At 64.5% G+C, this 14024-nt stretch carries 11 protein-coding genes; 4 read left to right on the top strand and 7 right to left on the bottom strand.

The window, feature by feature from the left end:
• Window position 1: 1 nt before the first annotated feature.
• From FJ974_RS13025 to FJ974_RS30300, 3 genes are all read right to left on the bottom strand, one after another.
• Window positions 2–2650, bottom strand: a complete 2649-nt coding sequence (locus FJ974_RS13025; protein WP_210240690.1) for an ATP-dependent helicase — start codon at window positions 2648–2650, stop codon at window positions 2–4.
• A gap of 131 nt (window positions 2651–2781) precedes the next feature.
• On the bottom strand, window positions 2782–4062 hold the full coding sequence (locus tag FJ974_RS13030) for a flavin-containing monooxygenase (protein ID WP_226891588.1): 1281 nt from the start codon (window positions 4060–4062) through the stop codon (window positions 2782–2784).
• Between the two features lie 123 nt (window positions 4063–4185).
• Window positions 4186–5826 carry a helix-turn-helix transcriptional regulator gene (locus FJ974_RS30300; protein ID WP_140530356.1) on the bottom strand — a complete coding sequence of 547 codons (1641 nt, stop codon included), beginning with the start codon at window positions 5824–5826 and terminating at the stop codon, window positions 4186–4188.
• Window positions 5827–6061: 235 nt separating this feature from the next.
• Between FJ974_RS30300 and FJ974_RS13040 the strand changes: the two genes are divergently transcribed.
• Window positions 6062–8377 carry a glucose/quinate/shikimate family membrane-bound PQQ-dependent dehydrogenase gene (locus tag FJ974_RS13040; protein ID WP_140530359.1) on the top strand — a complete coding sequence of 772 codons (2316 nt, stop codon included), beginning with the start codon at window positions 6062–6064 and terminating at the stop codon, window positions 8375–8377.
• Window positions 8378–8398: 21 nt separating this feature from the next.
• On the opposite strand, the gene FJ974_RS13045 is transcribed toward FJ974_RS13040, so the two are convergent.
• Complete coding sequence (locus FJ974_RS13045; RefSeq protein WP_140530362.1) at window positions 8399–8836, bottom strand: hypothetical protein; 438 nt, start codon at window positions 8834–8836, stop codon at window positions 8399–8401.
• A 243-nt stretch (window positions 8837–9079) separates the two neighbouring features.
• On the opposite strand from FJ974_RS13045, the gene FJ974_RS13050 reads away from it, so the two are divergent.
• The gene (locus FJ974_RS13050) at window positions 9080–9967 is read left to right on the top strand and encodes a dienelactone hydrolase family protein (RefSeq protein ID WP_140530364.1); all 888 of its coding nucleotides are present in this window, start codon (window positions 9080–9082) and stop codon (window positions 9965–9967) included.
• Between the two features lie 152 nt (window positions 9968–10119).
• Here the strand turns inward: FJ974_RS13050 and FJ974_RS13055 are convergent, their stop codons facing one another.
• Window positions 10120–11034 (bottom strand): EamA family transporter, encoded by a 915-nt coding sequence (locus tag FJ974_RS13055; RefSeq protein ID WP_140530367.1) that lies wholly within the window; start codon window positions 11032–11034, stop codon window positions 10120–10122.
• Between the two features lie 88 nt (window positions 11035–11122).
• Here FJ974_RS13055 and FJ974_RS13060 point away from each other — a divergent pair, with 88 nt between their 5' ends.
• On the top strand, window positions 11123–11599 hold the full coding sequence (locus tag FJ974_RS13060; RefSeq protein ID WP_140530369.1) for an Lrp/AsnC family transcriptional regulator: 477 nt from the start codon (window positions 11123–11125) through the stop codon (window positions 11597–11599).
• Between the two features lie 4 nt (window positions 11600–11603).
• Here the strand turns inward: FJ974_RS13060 and FJ974_RS13065 are convergent, their stop codons facing one another.
• Together FJ974_RS13065 and FJ974_RS13070 are read right to left on the bottom strand one after the other, a co-directional pair.
• A complete protein-coding gene (locus FJ974_RS13065; RefSeq protein ID WP_140530372.1) occupies window positions 11604–11801 on the bottom strand; it encodes a hypothetical protein in 198 nt (65 codons plus the stop codon).
• Between the two features lie 146 nt (window positions 11802–11947).
• Window positions 11948–12433 (bottom strand): thioesterase family protein, encoded by a 486-nt coding sequence (locus FJ974_RS13070; RefSeq protein WP_140530374.1) that lies wholly within the window; start codon window positions 12431–12433, stop codon window positions 11948–11950.
• 165 nt (window positions 12434–12598) lie between these two features.
• On the opposite strand from FJ974_RS13070, the gene FJ974_RS13075 reads away from it, so the two are divergent.
• A complete protein-coding gene (locus FJ974_RS13075; RefSeq protein ID WP_140530377.1) occupies window positions 12599–14014 on the top strand; it encodes an FAD-binding oxidoreductase in 1416 nt (471 codons plus the stop codon).
• The last annotated feature ends 10 nt before the right edge of the window (window positions 14015–14024 follow it).

Here is a 14024-nt window from a genome sequence, read left to right on the forward strand (position 1 = left end):
CTCACACCGGCGCGACAAACCCGTCCAGCACGCGCTTCTGGCCGGCCTTGTCGAAGTCGATGGTGAGCTTGTTACCGTCTATTGCCGCGATGTTGCCGTTGCCGAATTTCTGGTGGAAGACGCGGTCGCCGATGCTGAACGGAGAGGGCGTGTCGGCGACGGATTTGGCGACCAGCTCGCCCTCGATGGTGCGGCCCTTCACGCTGGTGCGACCGGCGCCGTAGCCTGAGTCGGTCTCGCCATAGCCGATGCGCTCGACCTGGTGGCCGGAGCGGGTGCCCCAGTTGCGGTCGGTCGCCTCGGTGCGGTTGGCCTGCGCGCGCTGCCAGCCGGGCGTCGCATAGGTGTTGGAGAAGCTGCCCGATTTCTCGGCGCCGATATTGTCGAAGCGCGAGGCGCCGTAAGGGTTCTGGCGGCCGCCGCGGCCGGAGGCGAACGAGCCGCCGCCGTAATTGTTGCCGTAGCCGCCATAGGAGTTGCCGGTTTCGGCGACATCGACATGGGTTTGCGGCAATTCGTCGAGGAAGCGCGACGGGATGGTCGATTGCCACAGGCCATGGATCAGCCGGTTGGAGACGAACCAGATGTGCAGGTTCTTCTTGGCCCGCGTCAGGCCGACATAGGCAAGCCGGCGCTCTTCCTCGAGACCGGAACGGCCGCCTTCATCCAGCGCGCGCTGGTGCGGAAAAAGGCCTTCTTCCCAGCCGGGCAGGAAGACGGTCTCGAATTCGAGGCCCTTGGCCGAATGCAGCGTCATGATCGAGACCGCATCGAGCGATTCACTCTGCTCGGCCTCCATGACCAGCGCCACATGCTCGAGGAAGGAGCGCAGCGATTCATACTCCTCCATCGAGCGGATCAGTTCCTTGAGGTTTTCCAGCCGACCCGGCGATTCCGCCGAGCGGTCGTTCTTCCACATGTCGGTATAGCCGCTCTCTTCCAGGATAGTCTCGGCCAGCTCGGTGTGCGGCTTGGTCTCCAGCGCCTTTTGCCAGCGCTCGAAATTGGCCGCGACCTCGCGCAAGGCGGCGCGGGGTTTGGGTTTCAATTCATCGCTTTCGGCGAGCGTCGCCGCCGCCTCCAGCATCGGGATGCGCAAGCCGCGCGCCGTGTCGTGGATCTGGCGGATGGTTGCTTCGCCCAGCCCGCGCTTCGGTACGTTGACGATGCGCTCGAAGGCGAGGTCGTCGCCGCTGTTGGCGACGACGCGGAAAAAAGCCAGCGCGTCGCGGATTTCCATGCGCTCGTAAAAGCGCGGACCGCCGATGACGCGGTAGTTGAGGCCGAGCGTGATGAAGCGGTCCTCGAAGGCCCGCATCTGGAAGGACGCGCGCACCAGGATCGCCATGTCGTTCAAATTGTGCTTCTGCCGCTGGTAGGCCTCTATGGCCTCGCCGATGGCGCGCGCTTCTTCCTCCGAATCCCACGAGGCATGGACATGCACCTTGTCGTCCTCGGGGTCGTCGCGGTCGGTGAACAGCGTCTTGCCGAAGCGTCCTTCATTATGGGAAATGAGGTGGGACGCCGCGCCCAGGATATGCGCGGTGGAGCGGTAGTTGCGCTCCAGCCGGATGATGGTGGCGCCGGGGAAATCCTTGTCGAAACGCAAGATGTTGTCGACCTCGGCGCCGCGCCAGCCATAAATCGACTGGTCGTCGTCGCCGACGCAGCAAATATTGACTTTGTTTTCGCTCACGGCCGCACGCGAGCTTCGCTCGCTGGCCTCCGCGGGGGCGGCCTGGCCGGCCGACGCCCGGTCGGGCTTGCGGCCTTCGGCCGATCGCACATCGGCAGACGTTGACGCTCGCCCAGTTTCCGGCCGCTGTGCCAGCAGCCGCAGCCACATGTATTGCGCGGTGTTGGTGTCCTGATACTCGTCGACGAGGATGTATTTGAATTTGCGGTGGTAGTCCTTCAGCACGTCGGGATTGGCGCGGAAGATGCGGATCGGATGGCAGAGCAGGTCGCCGAAGTCGCAGGCGTTCAGCGTCTGCAGCCGCTCCTGATAGGCCTTGTAGAGCTGGCGGCCCTTGCCGTTGGCGAAGCTGCGGGCATCGCCTTCCGGGATCTCGGCAGGGCCGAGGCCCTTGTTCTTCCAGCCGTCGATCATCTGGGCGAACTGCTTGGCCGGCCAACGCTTGTCGTCCAGCCCTTCGGCCTGGATCAGCTGCTTGATCAGCCGCACGACATCCTCGGTGTCGAGGATGGTGAAATCGGATTTCAGCCCGGCAAGTTCGGCATGCCGGCGCAGCAGCTTGACGCCGATCGAGTGGAAGGTGCCAAGCCAGGGCATGCCCTCGATCTTTTCGCCAACAAGTAGCCCGATGCGGGTTTTCATTTCTCGCGCGGCCTTGTTGGTGAAGGTGACGGCGAGAATTTCCCACGGGTTAGCTTTGTGGGTTGAGAGGATGTGGGCGATGCGCGTGGTCAGCACCCGCGTCTTGCCGGTGCCGGCGCCGGCCAGCACCAGAACCGGCCCTTCCGTTGTTTCGACAGCGAGCCGCTGCTCGGGGTTCAGCCCCTTCAGATAGTCGGGCGCGTTGTTGTGCCCGTTGCGGGCCGCCATGGCGCGCGCGGCAATGCCGGACGGGGCCGCGGGCCGCGCATTCGGTTCATCGAAAAAAGGCATGTCCTCGGAAAAGCCCGACATCGCCCCGAATGTAGTGATTCGGGAGCGAAAGACCAGAACTGTCTACGTTTTGTTCCGTTTTTTGAAGAGGCGCTTGCCGGTCGCCGCAGGATTTTCTTCCTCGGCAGCGTTCTGCAGGCCCTTTGTGTCCCTCATGCAGTGGCTGCCCGCATCCGTTCGCCGATTTTTTCAGCGACGTAGCGGGCGTCACGTGCCGCGCCGTGGATCATCGTCGAGGAGGGCGAATGCTGATAATGGAGGCCGCAGACGTAGAGGCCAGGCTCGCCGTCGACGGCGCCGCGATACTGCTTGATGCGGCCGTTTTCGTCAAATACCGGCAACTTGATGAAGTCGAGGCCGGCCCGAAAACCGGTGCACCAGACGACGTTGGCGACGTCCAGAATCTGGCCATCCTCGAGCAGTGGCTTGCCGTGCTCGATGCCGGCCACGCGTGCAGCGCGTTGGATGCCGGCATCATCCAGATCCTTTGGCTTGACCCGGATCAGCGGCAGGCCGCGGGAAATCATGCCCGGTTTTGCCTTGCGACCCATCGGCGTGTCGACCGACAGCAGCCGGTGAAAGACGATGCGGAACAGGACCGGGATGACGAGGCGCAAGGTGAAATAGCTGTTATAGGCGACCGGGATATTGCCGGGATGGCGTCCGGCGAGCCAGACCTTGTGGGTGCGGCTGATATCCATGGCGATTTCCGCACCCGAATTGCCGGCGCCGACCAAAAGCACACCGCCGGGATTGAGCTGGGCGGGGTGCTTGTAGGCGATCGAATGGAATTGCCGGATCGACGGATCGAGCAAAGCGGCGAAATCCGGAATCTTCGGCTTCTGATAGCTGGCGGCGGCGACGACGACGTGATCGGCGCTGTAGCGCGTGCCGCCGGCCGTGACGACATAGCGACCGCCGCTGCGCGTGACGTCCTCGACCCTGACGCCTGTGCGCACCGGAAGTGAGAATTTCGCCGCATAGGCTTCCAGGTAGTCGGCCATCGCGTCCTTGGTCGGGAAAGTATATCGCCCGGCGGGGAAGGGCATCCCGGCCAACCGGTCGAAGCGGGCCGGGGTGAAGAGACGCAGCGAGTCCCAACGGGAGCGCCAGATGTCGCCGACACGCTCGCGGGCTTCGAGAACGACGAATTTCACCCCCTTGCGGGCAAGGTTGTAGCCGACTGAAAGGCCGCTCTGGCCGGCGCCGATGACGACGACATCGAAATGTTCGTGGCGAGGCGCGGGCAGCGTTTCATCCCCGGTCGGGGTATGGCCAGCCCGGGCCTGCAGCGTGTCGGACTCCAATCTCATGAATGCCATGCCTTGTTCCAGCGGCGCGCCGGCGCGCGCGCGGGTCTCGGCGATGTCGCGATTGCGGTGCGGCGGCCTTGCCCGCGCTGAATCCGGGCCATGTGTCGAGGTCGTGGTCATGTCTGTCTCCATGCGGCTTTGCCGGCGATGGAGCCAAACTAGCGAACCGGCGCACCGCCGCTTCGGGGAGATGCCTCATGAAGCGAGAAAAATCAGATGGGGATTTTCCCCCATGCCGCTGCGTTATAACAGTCCATTCTGGAAGGCATAGGCGGTGGCGGCCGCTCGCGAGTTGACTGCCATCTTGTCGAATATGTTGCTGACGTGGCGGTCGACGGTCTTTTCGCTGAGGCCCAGTTCGGCCGCTATGATTTTGTTGGTCTTGCCGGTGGCGACGAGGCCAAGAACTTCGACCTCGCGCCGCGTCAGGCCATGTGTTGATGAGCCGGTCGACTTGGCTATTGAGGTTACACGCGCAAGATCCGGCGCCGCGCCGAGTTCCATGAACACCCTGCTGGCGGCGTCGAATTCGAGCCCGGCGCCGTCCTCATCGCCGAGCAGGCGGCAGGACTGGCCGGCAAGAACGCGCAGCCGCGCCTCCAGATAGGGCGCGCCAGCGCGTTGCCAGATCTTCAGCGCCGCCCGGAAATGGCCGAGCGCCGTCGCCGGGTTGTTCTCGCCCAGCTCGATTTCGCCCCTTGCCTGGGCCGCCATCGCGCCAAGAATATCGGTCGCAAAACGGCCGGCAGTGGCTTCCAGCTCCTGGCAGGCCTCCTGCGCCTCCTCAGCCGCGCCGGCCGCCAGCATGATCTCGACCACGGCCGGCAGCAGGCGGGCGCGGCGGAGCGGGGGCCTTGTTGTGGCGAGCACGCGGCGAATGGTTGCCGCCGCCTGTTCGGCGCGGCCCTGCATGAGACGCAGCAACGCCATGCCAGGCTGCGGTTCGAGGCCGAGCCGGCTGGCGTCGCGATAAAGCTCCTCGGCGGCCATGAACTCGCCGCGCAGGCGATGGATTTCAGCCTCCTGATAGGCAGCACCTGCGGCCGTTTCGTTGCCGATGGCTCTCGCCAACGACAGCGTCGCGCGCCGCGCCTCCGCCACCGAGTCCTGCCAGGCGCCGTTCATCTCCATGATCTCGGCCCGGTGCAGCATGCAGACGCCGTTGAACTGCACCAGTTGCGGCTGCGATCCGCACCAGTCCGACAGCGCCTCGGTCCACTCGCGCGAACGATCGAACGCATAGACCTGCCGGCAGGCGGCGATCAGATTGCAGTAGATGAGGCCGGTGACGATCGGCGTGAGCTCGCCGCCCACTGCCGGCAACATGGCTTCGTCGAGCAGGGCGATGCCTTCCGCGATCAGGCCCTGCCGCAGCAAAGCCCGGCCGAGATAGCATCTGGCGAAGGCGACAAGGTCAGCGTCGCGGCAGCGCTCGCCGAGTTCCAGCGCCTGTCCTGCCAGCGATGCTGCGGCGGCATCATCGCCGGCGATGAATTGCCGTTGACCCGCCAGCAACAGTAGAAAGCCGCGCGCGGCGCATTCGCCGCCGAAGCTGTCGGCGAGGCGCTGTGCCCGCTGCAGCCAGGCGGTGGCGCGGCCTTCCTCGCGCAGCGCCAGAAGCCGGAAACCGCAGAAGAACGCCCAATAGGCGGCCTTGTCGTCGCGGCCGGCATCGGCGTGCAGGTTGAACAGGCGCTCGACAGCGGCGAAGATGTCTGCGTCGCGGTCGAGCATACCGGCAGACCAGAGTAGCCGCTCCAGGTCTTCGGGTCCGAGCGGCATGACGGCGTCCGCCGCCTGCAACAGCCCGAACGCGTCCGACCACGCCCGTTGCTCATAGGCGTGACGGGCCTTGTCGAGCAAAGAGTCGGCATCGGCTTTCATCGACGAAGCATACAACAGAAGAATGGCCGGGGCGAACGGCCCGAGCCGTCGCGCATGATCGCCTCAAGACAGTGGACCGCCTGCCGGTGGTGATCGCTGCTTCCCATTTGACACCGCGCGCAGGCGAGCGGAAAACTGCGGCAGCGGATGAAAGAATCGGAACGGGAAGCCCGGCGTCTCGTTCTTACGGCGGGGATTTTAGCCGTTCGAATGCAGCCTTTGAAGGAGTGTCGTCGTGGCAACCACCCTCACTGCCCTCGTCCTTTTCCTCATCGGCCTGGCAATCGGCGGCGGCGGCATCTGGCTCGTGGTCCTGGGCGGCAGCTGGTACTACCTCATCGCCGGCCTCGCCTTTCTGATCACCGCTTGGCTGCTTTTCAGACGCCAGTCGACATCGCTCTGGCTTTATGCGCTGTTTGTGCTGGCCACGCTTGCCTGGGCGGTGTGGGAAACCGGTTTCGACTGGTGGCAGCTCGGTCCGCGCGGCGGCATCATCGTTCTGATCGCTCTGTGGCTCCTCACACCTTGGGCGCGGCGAGGGCTGATGGGCCCGGATGCGCGGGCGCCGCTGATCCTGGCGGTGCTGGCTTCTCTGGCGGTCGCCGGCTATTCGATGACCGCCGACCCCAAGGATATCGACGGCACGCTCGGCACCGAAAAGGTGACGCCGACGGCCAATCTTGGCGGCGACATACCGGCCGGCGAATGGCACTTCTACGGCCGCACGCCGTTCGGCCAGCGCTATGCGCCGCTCGACCAGATCACACCGGACAATGTCGCCAGCCTGCAGCCGGCCTGGACCTATCGCACCGGCGACGTCAAGGGTCCCAACGATGTCGGCGAGACCACCTATCAGGTGACGCCGCTGAAGATCGGCGATGCGCTGTTCATCTGCACGCCGCATAATTTCGCCATCGCCATCGACGCCGCGACCGGCAAGGAGAAATGGCGCTACGACCCGAAAATCAAGCTGGATACCAACCGCCAGCACCAGACCTGCCGCGGCGTGTCCTATTATGCCGACGCCAAGATCGCCGCCGGCCAGCCTTGCGCTGCACGGATCTACCTGCCGACCTCGGATGCGCGGCTGATCGCGCTCGACGCCGCGAACGGCCAGGTGTGTCCATCCTTTGCCGAAGGCGGCACGCTGAACCTTATTGCCAACATGCCCTATCCGAAGTCGGGCTACTACTATTCTACCTCGGCGCCGCTGATCGTCGCCGGCAAGATCATCGTCGGCGGCGCCGTCAACGACAATTATTCGACGCAGGAGCCATCGGGCGTCATCCGCGCCTATGATGCGTCCACCGGAGCGCTGATCTGGAACTGGGATTCCGGCAATCCGGAGCAGACGACGCCGCTGCCGGCCGGCCAGACCTACACCGCCAACTCGCCCAACATGTGGTCGACGGCAAGCGCCGACGAGAAGCTTGGCCTGCTCTATGTGCCGCTCGGCAACCAGACGCCGGACCAGCTCGGCATGGGCCGCAGCGCCAATGTTGAAAAATTCTCCTCCTCGATCACGGCGCTCGATCTCAACACAGGGCAATTGCGCTGGGTGCGGCAGACGGTGCACCACGATCTGTGGGACATGGACGTGCCGGCGCAGCCGACGTTGGTCGACATCACGACGGCTGCCGGCGTCGTGCCGGCGCTGGTCGGGCCGACCAAGCAGGGCGACCTCTATGTGCTCGACCGGCGCACCGGCGAGCCGATCATTCCGGTGAAGGAAGTGCCGGCGCCGGGCGGCGCGATCGAAGGCGACCATACCTCGCCGACGCAGCCGTCATCGGATCTTTCGTTCAATCCGAAGCCGCTGACCGGCGCCGACATGTGGGGCATCACCATGTTCGACCAGTTGGCCTGTCGGATCGAGCTCAGGAAACTGCGCTATGAAGGCCGCTACACGCCGCCCTCGTTGCAGGGCTCGCTGATCTATCCAGGCAATTTCGGCGTCTTCAACTGGGGCGGCGTCGCGGTCGATCCGGTGCGGCAGGTGATGTTCGGCATGCCGACGTACCTGGCCTTTACGTCGAGGCTGGTGCCCCGCGCGGACGTGCCGGCGCCGGGCGACAACACCAAGGGCAGCGAACAAGGGCTCAACCGCAACGAAGGCGCGCCCTATGCCGTGGTGATGGGGCCGTTCCTGTCGCCGCTCGGCATTCCCTGCCAGGCGCCGCCCTGGGGTTATGTCGCCGGTGTCGACCTCAAGACCGGCAACATCGCCTACAAGCACCGCAACGGCACCGTCTACGACATGACGCCGCTGCCCTTGCCGTTCAAGGTCGGCGTGCCCGGCATCGGCGGGCCGATGATCACCGCCGGCGGCGTCGCTTTCCTTGGCGCCGCGGTCGACGACTATCTGCGCGCCTACGACCTCACCACCGGCAGGCAGCTGTGGCGGGCGAGGCTGCCGGCCGGCGGGCAGTCGACGCCGATGAGCTACACGGTCGCCGACGGCCGCCAGTTCGTGGTCATCGTCGCCGGCGGCCATGGCTCGGTCGGCACAAAGCCCGGCGATTATGTGATGGCTTACACGCTGCCCAAATAGCGAGAGCCGTCGGCCCCGGCCTCACAGGCCGAGATGGCCCTTCAGGCTGGGAACCTGGTCCAGCACCTGGTTGGTGAGATCCGGGCCGGCGGCAGTTTCGGCCTGCTTGATCAAGGTCTCACCGGCCTGGCGTATCTGCGCCATGTCGAGACCGGACGCCTTGAGCACCGCGACGCCGTTGATCAGGGCGCCGGCCTTCTCGCCGAGCACGCCGCCAAGCGCGCCCTGCAGCGACGACAAAAGGCCGCCACCGGAATTGGCCGCGGCGCCGGCCGCCATCACATCGTATTTCTGGGCAAGCGCATCGGCGCCGGGAATCCGGTCGAAGAAAGACGAAACGGTGGTGCCTTCCGCCTCGTGCTCGAGCACCGAGAAGATAGTGCCGACGACCTTCTCGGTGGTGGGCTGATCAAGTCCTGCTTTTTGCGAGACGGTGTTGACGATGTCCTCGACGTTCATTGCATTTCCCTTCTTGTCATTCGGACCAGGCGGATCGGGCGAGGCTGCATTTTGGCAGCTTCCGTCGCTAATGTGACAGTACCATCAAGGCTTTCGGAAATGACCAAAATGTGATGGACGCACAGGCAGCTCACGATCGTCATGATCGAAGGTCCCGTCGAGGGCCGATCGTCATAGTCGGGCGGCTGGACCGTGCAAATCTCGACCCTATCTTGCCGATCAACCTGTCCGTGAGGGAGAGCCATGACCGAACCAGTTGCCAAGCCCGTCATCACCCAGGCGATGATCGACGCCTATGACGAATACACACATCTGACGCTCGACCGCCGCCGCTTCATGGAGCAACTGACAAGGCTTGCGGGCTCGGGTGCGGCCGCCGCGGCGATCGTGCCGATGCTGGCGGCCAATTCGGCGCAGGCGGCCATCGTTGCCGAGGACGATCCGCGGGTGAAGGGCGAGGACATCACCTATCCCGGCAGCGGCGGCGAGATGAAGGGTTATCTGGTCAAGCCGGCGGACCAGTCGGGCAAGCTCGGGACCGTCATCGTTATTCACGAGAACAGGGGTCTCAACCCGCATATCCGCGATGTGACGCGCCGCGTGGCGCTGGAGGGCTTCGTTGCGTTGGCGCCGGACTTCCTCTCGCCACTTGGCGGCACGCCCTCCGACGAGGACAAGGCGCGCGACATGTTCGCCAAGCTCGATGCCGCCCAGGTCGCGGTCGACGGTGTGGCAACGATCGCTTACCTCAAGGATTTGAAGGACGGCAACGGCAAGGTCGGGGCGGTCGGCTTCTGCTGGGGCGGCGGCGCGGTAAACCAGCTTGCCGTCCATGCGCCCGACCTTGCCGCCGGCGTGGCTTATTACGGCATGCAACCCAAGGCGGAGGATGCCACGAAGATCAAGGCGCTGCTGCTCCTGCATTATGCCGGACTCGACAGCAGGACCAATGCCGGCATCGACGCCTACAAGAAGGCGCTGGACGCCGCGCATGTCGAATACACGGTCTATGTCTATGACGGCGCCAACCACGCCTTCAACAACGATACGTCCGCCGCGCGCTATGACAAGAAGGCGGCCGATCTCGCCTGGGGAAGGACGGTCGCCTTCTTGAAGGAGAAGTTGGCCTAAGTGTGTTGTTATTCAGGTGAGGCCGGTCTGCAAACCATGGCTTCGTACGCTTCCCGGTGCTCACGTACTTCAAAGTACGCTCCGCTCCGGTTCTCGGAAGCCATGGTTTTCGACTCGGCCTGACCTGAATCTCAACACACCTTGAAGGCGGGTCATTCCGCGGCCGGTTTGTGGAATGCGACACCCGCGACCACCAGGGCGATGCCGAGACAGTCGGTGAGGCTCGGAACCTGGCGCAGCACGACGACGCCGATCAGCGTCGCCGTGAGCGGCAGCAGCGACAGCATCAGCGCGAAGCTGGCGCGCGGCAGCCGCGCCATGGCAAGCTGGTCGCAGATGTAGGGGATGACCGAGGAGCAGACGCCGACGCCGACGGCGGCGACCAGCAGCCTTGGCGCCGAGAAGGCAGGCAGCGCCTCGCTGAACCCGACCGGCAGCACGACGAGGAACGCGATCGCCATCGCCGTGCCGAGGCCGGCGATGCCGACGCCGGTACGGGCGACACGGTGGCCGATGATGATATAGCCGACGAACAAGGCGCCGTTGAGAAAAGCCCAGGACAGGCCGACCGGGTCACTGGACCATTTGACATCGATCAGCAGCAAGGTGCCGGTAACCGCCACGGCCAGGGCGGCGAGATTGCGGGCACTTCTCAAGCCGACAAGCGCGACGCCGATCGTGCCGACGAATTCGATCGCGGCGACCAGCGAGATCGGCAGCCGGTCGAGCGCCAGATAGAAGGCGCAGTTCATCACCGCCAGGCAGGCACCGAAGGCGAGCAGCAGGAGCCGGCCTTCGCGGTCGGTGCGCGCGAACACCCGCCAGGGCCGGGTCAGAGGCGCGAAGATGAGCGCGGCAGTGGCGATGCGCAGCCAGGCCATGCCGAGCACGCCGACCTGTGCAAACAACAGAACCGCGAAGGCCGGCCCGAGATAATGGAAGATGGCGCTGACGCAGAACCAGAAATGCGGCGGCACCACGTCGGCGAGCCCGCTGAGGGCAGGTCGGGCAGCGATGGCGTCGCTGTCCACCTGGTTTGCAGCCGGAACTTGCGCTTGAGATTTCATGCGATCATTATCGCAGGCAAAACTCGCGATCGATATGGATGATGATAGGCTTAGAGGCAAATCTCCCTTCTTAAGTAAGAGATTTTTGGTGAAACGCCTTCGAAATGAAAATGCCGATCTGGATGCGGCGGACCTCAAGCTCCTGCGGCTGCTGGAAAAGGATGCGCGCACCAGCATCGCGGAGCTAGCGCGCGCCGTCGGGCTGTCGGCGCCGAGCGCGGCAGAGCGTATCCGCAAGCTGCAGGAGAGCGGCGTGATCGAGGCCTATACGGTCAGGATCAATCCGGCGGCGCTCGGCCTGAAGCTGTCGGCGTGGCTGCGGATCAGGCCGGTGCCTGGCCAACTTTCCGTGGTGGCCGAGATCGTCCGGGAGCTGCCGGAGATCGCGCAGTGCGACCGGGTGACCGGCGAGGATTGCTTCATCGCGCTGGCCCATGTCGGCTCGGTGGCCGAGCTCGAGCGGGTGATCGACAAGATCAATCCCTACGCGATGACCAACACCGCGATCATCCAGTCGTCGCCGGTCGAGCCGCGCTCGCCGTTGGGCGGTCTTAAGGAACGCTGATTGGTCAGTTGTGGCCGCGCCTCATGCGTGCCTGCTGCAGGATGGCGCGCCAGCGGATCATGTCGAAGGGGATGGGTTCGTTGTTGTTGGCGATGTGGAAGATCTCGTTGTCGACGTTCTTCAGCGATCGCCAGAAATCATAGTCGGTGATGCGCGGGTCGGCCGCCAGCCGCTCTACCTCGACCTTGATGTCGGTTTTCATGCACTGCCCTCGAACCGCATTCCGCCCGCCGCCCACGCGTAAAATCCGGTAGGGCGGTTTTCGAACGCGCCGCTGAGTCGTTCAACGGCTCAATTGGCTTGTTCACGTTAAAAACTTGGTAAGGTTAATGCGGACGTCAAGGGGCATCAGCCGGTCTTGCGCCTGATGCCGATCGAGCGGCCGGCGCGCTCCGGCATCGGCAGTGCGATATGGGCGGCGCGCATGGCTTCCACCCTGGCGAGCACGTCGGCGGGGAAGGGGGCGACCTTCGGTCCGGCCATGTCGACATGCAGCGCAAGCTGCTCAGACGTGGCGGCGAGCCAGCCGTCGACATGGCGGATTTCCTGATAGGCCCGCAGCCGCTTGTCGTCATGGTCGATGAGCTGGAACGAGACGTTCACCTTATGGTCGAGGTGCAGTTCCTGCACGTAGCAGACATGGACCTCTGCCGTGTAGATGGTTAGGCGGCGCTCCTTGGCGTAGTTCGGCCCCATGCCCATCATTTCGAAGGCTTCGTCCGAGCAGCGGTCGAACAGCACGTTGTAATAGGCCATGTTGAGATGGCCGTTATAGTCGATCCAGTCCTTCTCGATCGCCATGGCGTTGGACATGATGGGCGCGGGGATCGGCATCGGATTTTCCTTGATGGTTGCTGGACAGGGCGTGGCCGGTGAGGTTCTCATTGTAATGGCGCAATTCCGGACGGAAAACCGCTTCACACTTTTCCTGGAATTGCTTTAGGCATCATCCATAACTGGATAACAAGAGCAGCCGCTGGTCCATTCGCGGAGGAATTCATGGCTTTGAGCGACCTCAATCCCGTCGAGCGCAACGAGGAGGGCATCGCCAAGGTGCTCGGCATCCTCAAGCAACGGTTCGGCGAGCGTTTTCAGACCGGCGAGGCGATCCGCGGCCAGCATGCCCATACCACCACCTATATTCCGACGCAGGCGCCGGACGGTGTCGCCTTTGCCGAGACGACTGCGGAAGTGCAGGACATCGTGCGCGCCTGCGCCGCGCACCGCGTGCCGGTGATCGCCTTCGGCGTCGGCTCCTCGCTCGAAGGCCACACCAACGCGCCGGGCGGCGGCATCTCCGTCGATACCTCGCGGATGAATCGGGTCCTTTCGGTCAACCCGCAGGATCTCGACTGCACGGTCGAGCCAGGGGTGACGCGCGAGGATCTCAACCGGCACCTGCGTGACACCGGGCTGTTCTTCCCGATCGATCCCGGCGCCAATGCCTCGCTGGGCGGCATGGCTGCGACGCGGGCCTCCGGCACAAACGCGGTGCGCTACGGCACGATGCGCGAGAACGTGCTGTCGCTGACCGCCGTCATGGCCGACGGCGAAATGGTGACGACTGGCAAGCGGGCGAAAAAGAGCTCGGCCGGCTATGATCTGACCAGGCTGCTGGTCGGCTCGGAAGGCACGCTCGGCATCATCACGTCACTGACGCTGAAGCTGCAAGGCATTCCGCAGGCGATCTCCGGCGGCGTCTGCCCGTTCCCCAGCCTGGAAGCGGCCTGCAACGCGGTCATCGCGACCATCCAGATGGGCATTCCGGTGGCGCGCATCGAACTGGTCAACGCGCTGCAGATGCGGGCGATGAAGAACTATTCCAAGCTCGACTATCCGGAGAGCCCGTGCCTGTTCGTGGAATTCCACGGCAGCGACGCCGGCGTCGCCGAGCAGGCCGAGACTTTCGGCATGATCGCTGAGGAACAGGGCGGTGGACCGTTCCTGTGGACCAGCGTCGCCGAGGAGCGCACAAAACTCTGGAAGGCGCGGCACGATGCCTACTGGTCGTCGCTGACGCTGCGACCCGGCGCCAAGGGTCTGTCGACCGATGTCTGCGTGCCCATCTCGCGGCTTGCCGAATGCGTCATCGAGACCGAGGCCGATATCGCCGAAATGGGCCTGGTCGCGCCGATCGTCGGCCACGCCGGCGACGGCAATTTTCATGTGCTGGTGCTGATGGATGTCGACAACAGCCAAGAGATCGCGCTCGCCGAAAAATTCGTCGCCAGGCTGAACATGCGCGCCATCGCCATGGAGGGGACCTGCACCGGCGAGCACGGCATCGGCCAGGGCAAGGTCGGCTTCCTGCGTCAGGAGCTCGGCCACGGCGTCGACATCATGCGTACGATCAAGCAGGCGCTCGATCCGCTCAACATCATGAACCCGGGCAAGATCTTGCCGGCGGCTGGGTGAGGCTGAAGCT

Source organism: Mesorhizobium sp. B1-1-8 (assembly GCF_006442795.2).
In the GTDB taxonomy this organism is placed as follows: Bacteria; Pseudomonadota; Alphaproteobacteria; order Rhizobiales; family Rhizobiaceae; genus Mesorhizobium.

What these genes read in the sequence shown, in the direction of transcription:
- FJ974_RS13025 (WP_210240690.1), bottom strand. Translation starts at nt 2,650, where the DNA reads ATGTCGGGCTTTTCCGAGGACATGCCTTTTTTCGATGAACCGAATGCG.
- FJ974_RS13030 (WP_226891588.1), bottom strand. Translation starts at nt 4,062, where the DNA reads ATGACCACGACCTCGACACATGGCCCGGATTCAGCGCGGGCAAGGCCG.
- FJ974_RS30300 (WP_140530356.1), bottom strand. Translation starts at nt 5,826, where the DNA reads ATGAAAGCCGATGCCGACTCTTTGCTCGACAAGGCCCGTCACGCCTAT.
- FJ974_RS13045 (WP_140530362.1), bottom strand. Translation starts at nt 8,836, where the DNA reads ATGAACGTCGAGGACATCGTCAACACCGTCTCGCAAAAAGCAGGACTT.
- FJ974_RS13050 (WP_140530364.1), top strand. Translation starts at nt 9,080, where the DNA reads ATGACCGAACCAGTTGCCAAGCCCGTCATCACCCAGGCGATGATCGAC.
- FJ974_RS13055 (WP_140530367.1), bottom strand. Translation starts at nt 11,034, where the DNA reads ATGAAATCTCAAGCGCAAGTTCCGGCTGCAAACCAGGTGGACAGCGAC.
- FJ974_RS13065 (WP_140530372.1), bottom strand. Translation starts at nt 11,801, where the DNA reads ATGAAAACCGACATCAAGGTCGAGGTAGAGCGGCTGGCGGCCGACCCG.
- FJ974_RS13070 (WP_140530374.1), bottom strand. Translation starts at nt 12,433, where the DNA reads ATGCCGATCCCCGCGCCCATCATGTCCAACGCCATGGCGATCGAGAAG.
- FJ974_RS13075 (WP_140530377.1), top strand. Translation starts at nt 12,599, where the DNA reads ATGGCTTTGAGCGACCTCAATCCCGTCGAGCGCAACGAGGAGGGCATC.